We start from the raw sequence: 13,741 nt of genomic DNA, 5'->3' as shown, positions 1-13,741 counted from the left end.
AGCCGTGGTCGCGCGAGGTAGAGCCCTGGTCCGCCGAGGTAGAGCCGTGGTCACCGCTCTCTCGCGCGACCGCGCCGGTCGCCCCTCATGCCTCGCGACGAGCAGAGCCGCTACCGCGAGCAGCTGGCCGGCTGAGCCCGACCGTCCAGGCCGACCGTGCGCCGTCGACCACAAGAACCCTGCCTCTACCTCGGCCGACCAGGGCTCTGCCTCGGCCGACCAGGGCTCTACCTCGGCCGACCAGGGCTCTACCTCGGCGTCAGCAGTGGGCGGCGCCGAGGTCGGCGAAGAGGTCGCTGTTGAGGCGGAAGGCGTGCTTGGCCTCGGCGACGGTCTCGTCGAGCTGGGCGGGCGTGAGGACGAGGCCGTCGAGGCGCTCGCGGTAGACGTCCTTGAACGGCTTGGACTTGGGGATCTCGACGAACGTGTAGAACGCGAGGCCGTCGCCCGAGAGGCCGTAGTGGCGCTCGAGCATGCGCTTGATGATCTGCCCGCCCGAGAGGTCGCCGAGGTAGCGGGTGTACGCGTGCGCGGCGTACGCGGGCAGCGACGCGCCGACCGCGCGCAGGCGTGCGACGTACCGCTCGGTCGCGGGGTGGATGGTGATGCGCTCGGCCCAGTCGGCGCCGACGAGGAACGCGAGGTCCTTCTCGATCTCGGGGGTGCGCGTGAGCTCGTCGAAGACGAGCGTCGAGCCCTGGGCGTCGGCGCGCATGGCCGCGCTCGCGTCCTCGAGCGCGCCGTAGATCGCCCACTGCTGGGCCGCGAGGTCCGCGTACGCCGCCACGTCGAGCTGCCCGGACATGAGCCGCTCGACGAAGCCAGAGCTCTCGGCCTGCTCGTGCTCGGGGCGCGTGCCCTCGCGCAGGCGCTGGGACAGCGGCACGGTCTCGTCGGTGCGGTCGAGGTCGTGGGTGAGAGCAGTCACGGTGGCTCCTGCGGGTAGCGTCGGGTCAGGTCGCTCATCGTGACGTTCTGTCATGACGATGCGTCAGGAACTGTAACCCATCCAGGTGAGGCTTGCCTATCCTCCGTCCGGGTTCTGGTCCACGTCCTCCGGGTCGGGGAGCCCGGCGAGGAACCGGAAGCCGAGCAGCGCGACCAGGCTGCCCAGGCCACCGCCGACGACGAGCGGCGTCGCCAGGTCCGCGCGAGCCATGAGCCCGCCGAGGAACGCGCCGAGCGGCATCACCCCCCACAGGAGCGTCCGCCACGTGCCGTGCACGCGGCCGAGCAGGCGGCCGGGGATCATCGCCTGCCGCAGCGACATGACGAGCACGTTCCAGACCGTGACGGCACCGGAGCTCACGGCGAACAGGGCGGCGCCGGCGGCCACCGCGACGCCGGGGCCGGGCAGGAGCGGGGCGAGCCCGAGGAGCACGAGCACGACCGTCGAGACGAGGTTCGCGACGGCCATCGTCGGGCCGGTCCCGAAGCGCTCCTTGGCGGGGTTCGCCACGGCAGCCGCGACGAGCGACCCGGCCGCCCCGACCAGCAGGAACGTCCCGTACCAGGCCTCGGGGACGCCCAGCACGTCGAGGACGTAGAGCACGATCGTCGCGGTCGCGGCGGAGAAGCAGAGCCCGACGACGATCGAGAGCAGCCACAGCGGGCGCAGGGTCGGGTGCGCCCACAGGTAGCGGAACCCGTCGCCGAGCTGACGGAACCAGGGCGGGGCGGGCTCGGCCCCCTCGACGGCCGCGGCGCGGTGCTCGCCCGCGGCGACGGCGGGCAGGAAGAGCGCGAGCGCCCCCGCGACGGCATAGGCGGCGGCGCCTGTCCCGAGCGGCACGACGACGGCGACCGCGAACAGCGCCGACGTGAGCGGTGCGGAGAGGAAGTTCTGGACGGTGATCTCGCCCGCCTCGATGCGCGAGTTCGCGCGCGGGAGGTCGGCGGGCCGCACGATCGAGGGCAGCACCGCGCGGATCGCGCCGTCGTACACGGTCTCCAGCGCGCCGTAGAGGAAGACGACGGCGTAGAGCCACCAGATCGTCAGCGTGCCCGTCGCGGCCAGGGCGACGAGCCCGAGGGCGAGGAGCGTGCGCGCGCCGTTCGCGAGCGCGAGCGCGTGCCGGCGGTCGACGCGGTCGAGCAGCACGCCGGCGGGGATCGCGAAGAACAGCCAGGGCAGGAGCGAGACGGCGGCGATGCCGGACGCGAGGAACGGGTCGTCGGTCAGCCGGGCGGCGAGCAGCGGCGACGCGACGCGCGCGATGCCGTCACCCAGGCTCGAGCTGAGGTTTGCGGTGAAGACGTTCCGGAACGGCGCGCCGAGCCCGGCGCGCACCCGGGCGGGGGCGTCGGGGAGCCTGCGGCGGCGAAGGGTCGGCACGACCCGAGGCTAGGCGACGGTTGCCGCAGGCTTCACGCACTCACGGTCGCTTCTGCTCGGGGGAGAAGCGACGGCGGCTGGTCCGGGGCCGGGTCAGCGCGTGAGCGCGGGTGACGCGTCGGCACCGACGGCGCGCAGCACGAATGCCTCGGTCGCCTCGATCGCCTGCTCGCGCGCGGCCGGGTCGTCGGGCACGAGCCTGCCGGAGAGGCACGCGTTGACGAGCTGCACGGTGGTGTCGATGTCCTGCTCGGGGAACTCCCCGACCTCGATGCCCGACGCCACGATGCGACGCAGGATCGTCTCGACGAGCTCGGCGTGCTCGCGCAGGCGCTGGCGCGTCGTGCGCGAGAGCACGGTGCGCAGGTCCGGGCCCGGCGCCAGGTGGAAGATGCGCTTGAGCTGGGCCTGCTGGCGGATGTAGGTGCGGAGCTGTTCGACCGGGTCGTCGACGTCCTCCAGCGCCCGCTCGAGCGTCCCGACGTACTGCTCCGTCTCGTGGGTGATGAACCCGAGGAGCAGCGCCTCCTTGTCGGGGAAGTGGTTGTACACCGCCGTCCTGCCGACGCCCGCGGCGGCGGCGATATCGGCGAGCGAGATGGCGTCGAAGCCGCGGTCCATCATGAGGGTCGAGAGCGCCGCGAAGAGCTTCTGCCGGGTCTGGGCGCGGTGCTCGTGGAGGGACCCTCCGATGATCTTGGGCATGCTGACATCATAGGGAGGTCGTGTCAGAACGCTAATCGGCTCCTGCGGACGGCGACCGGGCCGCCGCGGGGCCTTCACCAGCCGCGGACGAAGCTCCCGGCCGCGCTCCGCCGTCTGGCACACTGCCGCCATGGACACCACCGCGTCGCCCGACGGCGTCCCCGCGACGACCCCGGACCCGGACTTCCCGCCCGTCCCCGGGGACACCAAGGACTGGACGTGGGTCATGGAGCGCCCGTGCCCGGAGTGCGGGTTCGTGGCGGCCGAGGTGACGCCCGACAGGGTGGGCGCAGCGGTGCGCGACGCCGTCCCGCGCTACGTCGCCGCGCTGGGCCGCGCGGACGTGCGCGTCCGCCCCGACGCCACGACGTGGTCCGTGCTCGAGTACGCCGCGCACGTCCGCGACGTCTTCTCCGTGTTCGACGTGCGCGTGCAGTCGATGGTCGAGGGCGACGACCCGCAGTTCGCGAACTGGGACCAGGACGCGACGGCGGTCGAGGACGACTACGCGCACCAGGACCCGGCGGTCGTGGCGCGCGAGCTCGAGGTCGCGGGCGACCGGGTCGCGGGCCGGTTCGACGCGCTCGTCCCGGACCAGTGGGAGCGCCCCGGGCGGCGGTCGAACGGATCCGTGTTCACGGTGCGCACGCTCGGCCAGTACTTCGTGCACGACGTCGTCCACCACCTGCACGACGTGGGCGCCTGACCGGACGCGCGGCACGCGCCGCGGCAGGAGACGCACGGCCGTGACACGGGCGTAACGTCCCGGCATTCCGGTCGCCCTACGGTCCGGTCATGGACGCCACCGTCGCCGGCCTCGTGCCGGACGCGCACGCGGGAGCGCACCTTCTCGCGGTGCCTCGCTCCCGCGGTGCGGCTCGTACGCCCGTGGACACCCTCGCGCGCGCCTGGTTCGCGGACGCGGCGTGGACGACGCCGCCCGGCGGCGGGGGAGCCACCCGCCCCATGGTCGGCGCGCGGTTCCGGGGCGTGGTGCCCGACGGCGTGGTGACGCCGGGCGAGCTCCGGCTCGCCGAGGGCGCGCGCGTCGTCGGGCCGTTCCCGCTCACGCCGCCGCAGACGCAGGCGCTCGACCTCGCGGGCGGGAGCGCCGAGGTGTTCGCGCTGCACGTCGACGACCCGGCCCCGCGCGGTGCGCCGGTGCCCCTCGCCGACGACCGCGACGGTCTCGCGCGGGCCTTCGCCGCGGGGCTGCCCCAGGGGCTCGAGCTCCAGGTGCTGGGCTGGGCGGTCGCGGCGGCGCGGCGCGTCGGGGGCGCCGTCGTCGCGGACGGGCGGACGGTGCTCACGCCCGACCCCGCCTCGGGGGTCGACCTCACGCTCTACAGCGCCCAGGTCCTCGGGCCCGACGACGCCCTCGGCGTCCTGCGCACGACGGTCCCGAGCGCGCGCGTCGTCGCGGTCCGCCCCCGCCCGGACGGGCTCGCGGAGTACGTGCTGTCGGGGGAGACCCCGTACGACGGCGCGGTCCGGCTGGCGGCGCAGCGCGTGCCGCAGGTGCCGCTCGCCCTCGGCGCGCTCGACTGGCGGGAGCACGGCCCGCACGCCTACCGCGTCACCTGGGTCCCGCAGGACCCGTACGAGCTCGAGGTCGAGCGCCCGTCGGGGCTGCACGTCATCGCGCGCTCGCGGGCCCGGGTGCTCGTCGCACGCCTCGCGGCGATGCTCCAGGGGCGCCTCGCGGGGACGCTCGTGGACGACGGCGGGTTCGTGGTGCGGGATCTCGACCTCGACGAGCGGCTCACGCCGGCGGCGACTCCGACGACGCAGTTCTGGGTCTGACCGACGGCGTGCGCGCCCGGCGCGCGCCCCGGCCGTACCGGGCGTGTCGGCCGGGCGAACTGTCCACAGATTTCATCCACAGGGCTGTGGGTTCCGTGGGAATGGCGCGGGGCCGCCTGTGGACGAACCTGTGGCCTTCGCGTCCGGCCAAATGACATCGGTAGGAACCCTTGCAGGCCCCTCGGGTGAGGACTACAAACGTGCCTAACGGCCCGGACGGGCGCAGACGGACGACGGTGTTCCGGCACGCAGTACGCAGGGGTCTCCCGGCCCCGCCTGGAGCGCACGACGGCCCGGCGCGAACGCCAGGGCACGGCTGACCGGAGAACGGTGGACGACCCGCGACCCCCTGCTGCGGGGCTGCGCGCGACGGCGCAGGTTCCGACCGGACCCGGAAGGCCGACCGCGATCGGCGTCAGCACGCCTGCCCGGGGTATCCGGGCCGGACGCGAGGACGCCGGGCCGCCACGTCGCGAGCGGCGCCCCGACGGGCCACGTGCCCGACCGCCCCGGGGTCGCGCGGACACGGCGAGGCCCCTCGGAATCCTGCTCCGAGGGGCCTCGCTGCCATTCTCCCGCGGGCGTCCCGCGACGCGAAGACCCGTCCACGGGCCGGTGGGCCGCGTCCGTCCGCCGCGCCTACGCTCGTGCCATGAGCAACCTCGAGACCCGGCCCGAGGAGCGCGTCTGCTCCGCGGGGACCCCGCACGGCGAGGGCGCCGACGCGGCGCCGACGGTGGAGATCCTCGAGCACCGCGACGTCCCGCTCGGCGGCACGCGCGCCATGCGCGTGCGGCGCACGATCCCGCAGCGCGCGCGCTCGCTCGTGGGGGCGTGGTGCTTCCTCGACCACTACGGTCCGGACCCGCTGCCGGCGATCGGCGACGGCACCGACGGCATGCAGGTCCCGCCGCACCCGCACACCGGACTCCAGACCGTCACGTGGCTCTTCGCCGGGGAGATCCTGCACCGGGACGCCGTGGGGTCGCTCCAGACGGTCCGCCCCGGGGAGCTCAACCTCATGACCGCGGGCCGTGGCATCTCCCACTCGGAGGAGTCGCCGCGCGGCGTCCGTCCGCCGGTCCTGCACGGGGTCCAGCTCTGGGTCGCGCTCCCGGGCGACCGGCTCGCGGACCCGCCGGCGTTCGAGCACCACGCCGACCTGCCGGTCGTCGAGGTCGCCGGCGCCCGGGTCCAGGTCTTCGTCGGGAGCCTGGGCGTCGCGGGCGCGGAGCTGCGCTCGCCCGCGACGACGTACTCGCCGCTCGTCGGGGCACAGATCGACCTGGAGGCCGGGGCGCGCGTGACGCTCGACGTCGACCCGGCGTTCGAGCACGGCCTGCTCGTGGACGACGGGGCGGTGCGCCTGGAGGGGGAGGAGGTCCCGCCGTCGTCGCTCGGGTACGTCGCGCCGGGGCGCGGGACGCTCACGGTCGAGGCCGGACCGGACGCGCCGGCGCGGGTCGTGATCGTGGGCGGCGAGCCGTTCGGCGAGGACATCGTCATGTGGTGGAACTTCGTGGGCCGGTCGCACGACGACGTCGCGCGCGCCCGCGCGGACTGGCAGGCGCAGCTCGAGGTCACCGGCGGCGCGGGGCCGAACCATGGCGGGACCCGGTACGCCGACGGTGCGCGCTACGGGCGCTACGGCGAGGTCGTCGGGTACGACGGCGGCCCGCTGCCCGCGCCCGCGCTGCCCGACGTCCGCCTGCGGCCCCGCACCCGGCCGGTGGGGCGCCAGTAGACTGCCGCGCATGGCCAAGAACTCCACGCCCGACTTCGTGCTGCGCCCGTTCGAGGGGCTCCCCGGCGAGACCGACTGGGTCGCGATGCGGGAGGTCGTGCCCTCGGCCACCGCGACCGCCCGAACGACCGCGGAGCACGGCGCGCGCGACGTCACCGTCGTGACCGTCCTGCCCGCGGGCTGGGCCGCGCTGCACCGCCAGGACGGCGCGATCCTCCTCGCGGTCCAGACGCTCGCCGGATCGGGAGACACGAGCCGCGACCTCGCCGCCGCGCTGCTCGAGGCGATCGACGCCGAGCCCGGCACGTCCATCGAGACGAGCGCGCTGCCCGACGCCGGCCCGCGCCTCCAGGACGTCCTCGACCTCTCCGTCCCGTTCGACGTCACGGTCCACGAGGACTTCGCGTTCTGGCTCGACCCGGCCGAGGAGATCACGCCGGACCTGCGCGCGTCGCTGGACCAGGCGGCCGAGTCGATGGTGCCCACGGTGAAGCTCGACGCCGTCCCCTCGGCGTACTGGTGCCGCATGTCGCGGGAGTTCCTGCGCTGGGCGCGGCCGGAGCCCGAGGACGCGCTCATCGACGCGATCTCACGCCTGCACGCACGGCGCGAGTCGGGGCTCGCGGGCGGCAAGTTCGTCGGGGCGTTCCGCTCGAGCGGTCTGCTCGTCCCGGTGTGGGAGCTCCCGCGCGGGACGGAGGCGGACGAGCTCGAGGGTCCGGCCGCGGAGCTCGACGCGCTCCTCACCGAGGCGCTCGCCGTCACGGAGCCGCTCGACGCGAACGAGCGCCGGGCGCGCGCGGGGATCGTGTCGCGCCAGGTGACCCTGCGCTGACGGCGCCGAAGCCGACGAGCAGCCCGCCGACGCACCTGTCGGCGGGCAGCCGCGTCGAGTAGGATCCGGGGGACCTGGGAACGCAGCCCGGTCGTCCTGCGAAGATACCGAGCGGATCCGCTGGCGGAACGACGACACTTCTGCGGCCAACTCTTTGCACTACTAGGCTGGACGGCGTGAACGCGGACCATCGGTCGACTGAGTCGGGGAACAACACGGGCAGTGCACCTGCCGCTGCGGGCTCGGCGAGCACGCCGCCGCCGACGTACCTCTCGGCGTCCGGCACGCGAGCACGCACCCCGCGCCCGGTGGTCGGGGACGGTCGGACCGGTCGCGCGGTGCGCCAGCGCGTCGCCGTGATCATCCCGGCGAAGGACGAGTCCCGGCGCATCGCCGCGACGGTCCGCGCCGCCAAGGCGATCCCGCACGTCGACCTCGTGCTCGTCGTGGACGACGGGAGCGAGGACGACACCCAGCACGTCGCGCGCGAGGCGGGGGCCGTCGTCGTGCGCCACTCGCACAACCGTGGCAAGGCCGCGGCCATGGAGACCGGCGCAGCCGTCGTCGCCATGCGCGACGCAGCCGACCGTCCGCCACGTCTCCTGCTCTTCATCGACGGCGACCTGGGCGAGACCGCCGTGAACACGGCGCCGCTCGTCGCGCCGGTGCTCGACGGGTACGCCGACCTCTCGATCGCGCTGCTCCCGCCGCAGCCGGGCGCGGGCGGCCGCGGGATCGTGGTGGGCGCCGCACGTCGCGCGATCCAGTCCCTCACGGGGTGGACCCCGACCCAGCCGCTCTCCGGGATGCGCTGCCTCACGCGCGAGGCGTTCGAGGCCGCGACCCCGCTCGCTCGCGGCTGGGGCGTGGAGACCGGCATGACGATCGACCTGCTCCGCAAGGGCTACGTTGCGGTGGAGGTGCCGTGCGACCTGCGCCACCGCGCGTCGTCCAACGACCTCAAGGGCCAGCTCCACCGCGCCGCGCAGTACCGCGACGTGCTCCTGGCCGTGAACGCGCGCAAGATGCGCTCCGCCGTCGACCGCGTGCGCGCGGGCGACCGCTGACCGACGCGGCGACCGCCGGACCACGCGGGACCGCCGCGCCGGGCGACCCGGCACGGCAGGTCGCCCGGCGCGGCGGCTCGACGGCGGCGCTCAGGGCCTCGGCGCGCGGACCATGCCGTGCACGACGAGGCCGTCGTGCACCTGCGTGGTCGCGGTGCGCGCGAACCCCAGCCGCTCGTAGAAGGTGACGTTGCGCGCGTCGGAGGTCTCGAGCGCGACGGGCGCGTCCCCGAGAGCGGGGTCGCGCAGCGCCGCCCGGCACGCCGCGGTGCCGAGCCCGGTGCCCTGGAGCGACGGCAGGACCCCCACCGTCGCGAGCACCCAGGCGTCCGGGCGGGACGGCGGGAGCTCCGCGGCGGACAGGGCCTGCAGGCGCGGGCCGTGCAGCGCGGCAACCCGTTCCTGGACGTCCTCAGGGGGAGCGGGGGCGTCGGGCGGCATGAGCGCGACGACGGCGTCCACCGGCTCGTGGACGACCACGATCCCGTGTGCGAGGGCGTGCTCGAGGTAGATCTCCTGGAGCGCGGCGAGGCGCTCCGGGTAGCCGTCCTCCGGGACGGCCCAGCGGGTCCAGGGGTAGTCGTCGAACGCGGCGGCGAGGGTGCGGGTCGCGGCGGGGACGTCGGCGACGGTGGCTCGACGGAACGTCGGCGTCATGGTGCGGTGCCTCTCGAGGTCGGGTCGGGCTGCGGCTCGATCGCGCCGGTGCGGGCGATCTGCTCGAGGGTGCGCACGTGCTGCCGGAACGCGTCGAGCCCGCGGTCGCTGATGCGGACCCACGTGCGCGTCCGGCGCCCGGCGGCCTCCTTGCGGATCTCCACGAGGCCCGCGTCGGAGAGGGCGGTGAGGGCCTGGGAGAGGGACGAGTCGCTCAGCTCGACCAGGTCGGCCAGGAAGCGGAAGTCCGCGCTCTCGACGTTCGCCAGGGCGGCGAGGATCGAGAAGCGCACGGGCGAGTGGATGAGCGCGTCCAGGCCCTTGCGCGGGTGGCTCACCGGCGTGCGCTCGCGAACGCGCACGCCGCGAACGGGGAAGCGGCTACGACGCCGGCGACGACCCACCAGACCGGCGACGCCGCGCCGACGAGCTGGAGCGCCGGGTCGAGCATGACGAAGTACAGCACTGCCCAGGTGATCAGGGAGATGCCCATGTCGCGCACCCAGTGCCGGGGCGCCGTCCGGTGGTGCCGCGCGACGGCGGACCACAGCAGGGCGAGGACGACCACGAGCACCGTGGTGGCGGGCCACCACGGTGCGTCGAGGACGTCGATCGCGATCGTGTACGCGAGGGCGGCGACGGCGTGCCCGACGCTGAGCCAGGGGTACCAGCGGGTCGCGCGGTGGGCCTGGGCGGCGACCTCTTCCGCCTGGCCGAGCTGACGACGGGCCTGCTCCGGGGTGATGGAGTTCTGGATCATGCAATCACTTTAGCATTCCTAAAGTGATTGCTGTCCACCCGACGCGGTGTCCTCCCGCATCTCCTCGAGCGGGCGGTTCGCCGTCTCGGGCAGCGCGCGGAGCACGAGCACGAACGACGCGGCCGCGAACCCCGCGTAGAGGGCGTAGCTGCCGGGGAGCGACAGGTCCCGGAGCGAGGGGAACGTGAGGTTGACGGCGATGCCCGCCGCCCAGTTCGCGGCGGCGGCGAGCGAGGCGGCGCGGGCGCGCAGCAGGTTGGGGAACATCTCCCCGACGAGGATCCACACCACCGGGCCCCAGGAGACGGCGAAGGCCACGACGAAGACGTTCGCCGCCACCAGGGTCACGACGCCCCACGCGTCGACGAACACGACGCCGTCGGCGGTCTGCCGCGCCTGGGCGAACCCGGTCGCCATGGCGGCCAGGGCGACCGTCATGCCCACCGACCCGACGAGCAGCAGGCGACGCCGCCCCACGCGGTCGACGAGGAAGATCGCGACGACCGTCGCCGCGACGTTGACGAGCGACGTGAGGGCCGAGAGCCAGAAGGCCTGCTGCTCGCCGAAGCCCACCTGCGCCCAGAGCGACGTGGAGTAGTAGAAGATGACGTCGATCCCGACGAGCGCCTGGAGCGCGGCCAGCGCGATCCCCAGCCAGACGATGGGCTTGAGGCGGCCCGGGCCGGAGAAGAGGTGGGACCACGCCGGCCGCGCCTCGTGGAGCGTGCCCTCGATGGTCGCGACGCCGAGGAGCGCGTCGCCCTCCGGGACGCGGTGGAGGCGGCGCAGCGTGCGGGCGGCGCCGTCCCGGTCGCCGCGCATCACGAGATACCGCGGCGACTCGGGCAGCAGGACCGCCGCGACCACGTACGCCAGCGACGGCACGACCGCGACGAGGAACATCCACCGCCAGGCGGGCAGGCCGAGGGCCAGCTCCGCCTCGGCCCCGCCCGCGGCGCGGACGAGGAACGCGTTCGAGACGAGCGCGGCGAAGATGCCCAGGACGATCGACATCTGCTGCGCCGTCGCGAGCCGCCCGCGCAGCCGGGCGGGCGCGATCTCGGCGATGTAGAGCGGCGCGACGACGGACGCCATCCCCACCCCGACGCCGCCCAGGAAGCGCCACAGCGCGAGGGTCGGGCCGTCGTGCGCGACGGCGCACAGCACCGACGTGGTGACGAACAGGGTCCCGGCGACCATCATGAGACGCCGTCGTCCGAAGCGGTCCGCGATCGTGCCCGCGGAGAAGGCGCCCACCGCCGCGCCCAGGAGCGCGCTCGCGACGATCACGCCCACGAGCGCGCTCCCGACGCCGAGCTCGGTCTTGAGGGCGTCGACGGCGCCGTTGACCACGGCCGTGTCGAAGCCGAACATGAACCCGCCCAGCGCCGCCCCGACGGTCGACGCGACGACGAGCGGGGTGAGGGCGCCGTGGCCGAGGCGGCCCGTCGCGGCGTTCACGGTGTGCCCCGGCGGAGAGTCGTCGGGGTGGAGGTCTGCGTCATCGGAGGTCCTCTCGGAAGGTGTCGACGGGATGGGCGATCGTGCTGAACAGGGCGTTGGCGGCCTGTCGCGAGTCGAGCCGCGTGTGCTGGACGACGACGGGCGCCGACGCGACGACGACGACCGAGTAGTCGGTGCCGCGGGGCACGGGCTCGGGGTCGTCGAGGTCGTTGAGCGTCACGTGGCGCACCCGCTCGGAGGGCACCACCACGACGTAGGGACCGGCCGGCGGGCGGTCCGCGAAGTAGAGCCGGATCTCGACGTGCGCGTCGTCGGGCCCGGCGTTGAGCAGGCACAGGCTCTCGTGGCTCGCGAGGGTAGGGTCGTCGCCCGTGCCGTACGGCGGGATCCAGCCGTCGCCGATCGCCCAGCACGTCGCCCCGACCCGGGGGCGACGTGCAGGGGCGTCCGGCGCGCTCATACGCTGATCGACGACTTGGCGAGGACGCCGCCGTCGCACCCGACGAGCGACCCGGTCGTGTACGACGAGCGGTCCGACAGCAGCCAGAGCACGGGCTCGGCGATCTCCTCGGGCCGCGCGAGCCGACCCAGCGGGACCTCGCGCTCGATCTGCGCGCGCGTGGCGGCGACCTCGTCGGCGGGCACGTTGGCCCACATGAGGCGGGTCTCCGTCGGGCCGGGGACGATCGCGTTCACCCGGACGCCGTGGCGCGCGTAGTCGACCGCGAGCGTGCGGACCATGGACGAGATCGCCCCCTTCGAGGCGCCGTACGCCGTCGCGCCCCCGGCCGCGAAGCCGACGGTCGCGGCCGGCGAGCCGCACAGCACGACGCTCCCGCCGTCGCCGTCGATCATCGCGCGCAGCACCTCGCGCACGACGAGGAACGTGCCCGTCACGTTGACGTCGAGCACGCGGCGCCACGTGGCCGGGTCGAGCTCGTGCGCCGCCCCGCCCACGTCGATCCCGGCGCCCGCGAAGAGGCCGCGCAGCGGCGGCCCGGCGTCGGCGACCGCCCCGACCGCCGCCGCGACGGCGGCCGTGTCGGTCACGTCGAGCACGTGCACGCGCCCGTCCCCGCCCGCCTCCCGGGCGAGGTCCACGGTGGTCGCGGCGCCGTCGGGGTCGAGGTCGAGCACGTGCACGAACCAGCCGTCCCGGGCGGCGCCCACGGCGACCGCCCGACCGATCCCCGACGCCGCGCCCGTCACGACGAGCGACCGGGGGCTCATGCTGCGCTCCCGAGCAGCGCGTCGACGTCGCAGTAGCGCGCGAGGCGCTCGCGGTCGAGCGTGATGCCGAGGCCGGGGCCGTCCGGGATCGGGAGCATCCCGTCCTCGTCGAGCGTCCAGCGATCGGTCGTCAGGTCGTCGATGTAGGGCGAGCCGGTGACGTACTCGATGAGGTCCGTGTCGGGCAGGGCGGAGGCGAGCTGGAGGTCGGTGGCGAGCCCGACGGCGGTGTTCCACCCGTGCGGCACGAGCTTGACGCCGTGGTCGTGCGCGGACCACGCGATGCGCCGCAGCTCGCTCGTCCCGCCGACCTTCGTGACGTCCGGCTGCACGATGTCGAGGGCGCCGCCCTCGATCCACGGCTGGAACGCCTGCCGGCGCGTGAGCACCTCGCCGCCCGAGATCGGCACGGGCGAGCGCCGGCGCAGGTGCGTGTAGTCCTCGATCGCGTCCGGCGGCAGCGGCTCCTCGAACCACGCGACGCCGTACGCGTCGAGCATGCGCGCGGTGCGCAGGGCCCACTTGTAGCCCTGGCTCCACGCGCTGTCGCTGCCGCCGGCGTCGACCATGAGCATCGCGTCGGGGCCGACGGCGTCGCGCGCCGCGGCGACGATGCGCTCGTCGAGCCGCTCGTCGACCCGGCCGAAGGGGCCCCAGCCGATCTTGAAGGCGGTCCACCCCTCGGCGCGCAGCGCGGCGAGGTGGTCGCGCAGCGCGTCGGGCTGGTCCATGAGCAGCGAGGCGTACGGGCGCACCCGGTCGCGGTACCGCCCGCCGAGGAGGCGGCCGACGGGCTGTCCCGTCGCCTGGCCGAGGAGGTCCCAGAGGGCGGTGTCGACGCCGCTGATCGCGTGCGTGATCGACCCGCCGCGCCCCATCCAGAACGTCGTGCGGTGCAGCCGCTCGCTCGTGCGCTCGGGCTCCAGCGCGTTCGCCCCCAGGAGCAGGGGCTGCAGGACGTCGAGCGCGCCGCGCACGAGGTCCTCAGTCGTGAACACGCTGCCGACGCCGACGAGCCCTTCGTCGGTGTGGACGGCGACGAGGGTGTGCACGACGTCGTCTTCTCGCAGCTCCTCCTGCCAGCCGCCCTCGGGGGTGGCGCCGCGCAGGCCGGCGGCGGTGATGGCGGTGATCCTCATGG

General features: G+C 74.8%; 15 protein-coding genes. 5 read left to right on the top strand and 10 right to left on the bottom strand.

Going from position 1 to position 13,741, the window contains the following annotated elements; genetic code table 11:
• Positions 1-259: 259 nt before the first annotated feature.
• From AC6CH9_RS02755 to AC6CH9_RS02745, 3 genes are all read right to left on the bottom strand, one after another.
• Complete coding sequence (locus AC6CH9_RS02755) at positions 260-928, bottom strand: biliverdin-producing heme oxygenase (protein WP_498153539.1); 669 nt, start codon at positions 926-928, stop codon at positions 260-262.
• 96 nt (positions 929-1,024) lie between these two features.
• On the bottom strand, positions 1,025-2,335 hold the full coding sequence (locus AC6CH9_RS02750) for an MFS transporter (RefSeq protein ID WP_498153538.1): 1,311 nt from the start codon (positions 2,333-2,335) through the stop codon (positions 1,025-1,027).
• Positions 2,336-2,428: 93 nt separating this feature from the next.
• Positions 2,429-3,040 carry a TetR/AcrR family transcriptional regulator gene (locus AC6CH9_RS02745; RefSeq protein WP_498153537.1) on the bottom strand — a complete coding sequence of 204 codons (612 nt, stop codon included), beginning with the start codon at positions 3,038-3,040 and terminating at the stop codon, positions 2,429-2,431.
• A 130-nt stretch (positions 3,041-3,170) separates the two neighbouring features.
• Here AC6CH9_RS02745 and AC6CH9_RS02740 point away from each other — a divergent pair, with 130 nt between their 5' ends.
• The 5 genes from AC6CH9_RS02740 to AC6CH9_RS02720 all read left to right on the top strand — a co-directional run bounded on the left by AC6CH9_RS02740 (position 3,171) and on the right by AC6CH9_RS02720 (position 8,489).
• Complete coding sequence (locus tag AC6CH9_RS02740; RefSeq protein ID WP_498153536.1) at positions 3,171-3,746, top strand: DinB family protein; 576 nt, start codon at positions 3,171-3,173, stop codon at positions 3,744-3,746.
• Between the two features lie 89 nt (positions 3,747-3,835).
• Complete coding sequence (locus tag AC6CH9_RS02735; RefSeq protein WP_498153535.1) at positions 3,836-4,843, top strand: hypothetical protein; 1,008 nt, start codon at positions 3,836-3,838, stop codon at positions 4,841-4,843.
• Between the two features lie 652 nt (positions 4,844-5,495).
• A complete protein-coding gene (locus AC6CH9_RS02730) occupies positions 5,496-6,587 on the top strand; it encodes a pirin family protein (protein ID WP_498153534.1) in 1,092 nt (363 codons plus the stop codon).
• Between the two features lie 10 nt (positions 6,588-6,597).
• On the top strand, positions 6,598-7,422 hold the full coding sequence (locus tag AC6CH9_RS02725) for a DUF5926 family protein (protein ID WP_498153533.1): 825 nt from the start codon (positions 6,598-6,600) through the stop codon (positions 7,420-7,422).
• A gap of 176 nt (positions 7,423-7,598) precedes the next feature.
• Positions 7,599-8,489, top strand: coding sequence for a glycosyltransferase family 2 protein (locus AC6CH9_RS02720; RefSeq protein ID WP_498153532.1), 891 nt, complete (start codon positions 7,599-7,601; stop codon positions 8,487-8,489).
• Between the two features lie 90 nt (positions 8,490-8,579).
• On the opposite strand, the gene AC6CH9_RS02715 is transcribed toward AC6CH9_RS02720, so the two are convergent.
• The 7 genes from AC6CH9_RS02715 to AC6CH9_RS02685 are packed head-to-tail and all read right to left on the bottom strand — an operon-like array spanning position 8,580 to position 13,739.
• Positions 8,580-9,146 carry a GNAT family N-acetyltransferase gene (locus AC6CH9_RS02715; protein WP_498153531.1) on the bottom strand — a complete coding sequence of 189 codons (567 nt, stop codon included), beginning with the start codon at positions 9,144-9,146 and terminating at the stop codon, positions 8,580-8,582.
• Entirely contained in the window at positions 9,143-9,484 is a 342-nt protein-coding gene (locus tag AC6CH9_RS02710; protein ID WP_498153530.1) for a transcriptional regulator, read from the bottom strand. Before AC6CH9_RS02710 ends, AC6CH9_RS02715 begins: the two co-directional genes overlap by 4 nt.
• Positions 9,481-9,906: a hypothetical protein gene (locus AC6CH9_RS02705; protein WP_498153529.1), complete on the bottom strand. Its 426-nt coding sequence runs from the start codon at positions 9,904-9,906 to the stop codon at positions 9,481-9,483. Before AC6CH9_RS02705 ends, AC6CH9_RS02710 begins: the two co-directional genes overlap by 4 nt.
• 18 nt (positions 9,907-9,924) lie before the next feature.
• The gene (locus tag AC6CH9_RS02700) at positions 9,925-11,367 is read right to left on the bottom strand and encodes a sugar porter family MFS transporter (RefSeq protein ID WP_498153528.1); all 1,443 of its coding nucleotides are present in this window, start codon (positions 11,365-11,367) and stop codon (positions 9,925-9,927) included.
• Positions 11,368-11,407: 40 nt separating this feature from the next.
• Positions 11,408-11,830 carry a sensory rhodopsin transducer gene (locus AC6CH9_RS02695; RefSeq protein WP_498153527.1) on the bottom strand — a complete coding sequence of 141 codons (423 nt, stop codon included), beginning with the start codon at positions 11,828-11,830 and terminating at the stop codon, positions 11,408-11,410.
• The gene (locus AC6CH9_RS02690) at positions 11,827-12,600 is read right to left on the bottom strand and encodes an SDR family NAD(P)-dependent oxidoreductase (protein WP_498153526.1); all 774 of its coding nucleotides are present in this window, start codon (positions 12,598-12,600) and stop codon (positions 11,827-11,829) included. Before AC6CH9_RS02690 ends, AC6CH9_RS02695 begins: the two co-directional genes overlap by 4 nt.
• A complete protein-coding gene (locus AC6CH9_RS02685; RefSeq protein WP_498153525.1) occupies positions 12,597-13,739 on the bottom strand; it encodes a mandelate racemase/muconate lactonizing enzyme family protein in 1,143 nt (380 codons plus the stop codon). Before AC6CH9_RS02685 ends, AC6CH9_RS02690 begins: the two co-directional genes overlap by 4 nt.
• Positions 13,740-13,741: the final 2 nt, after the last annotated feature.

The organism is Cellulosimicrobium sp. GQ32 (assembly GCF_059758455.1).
This window is presented reverse-complemented; position numbering and strand designations above follow the sequence as displayed.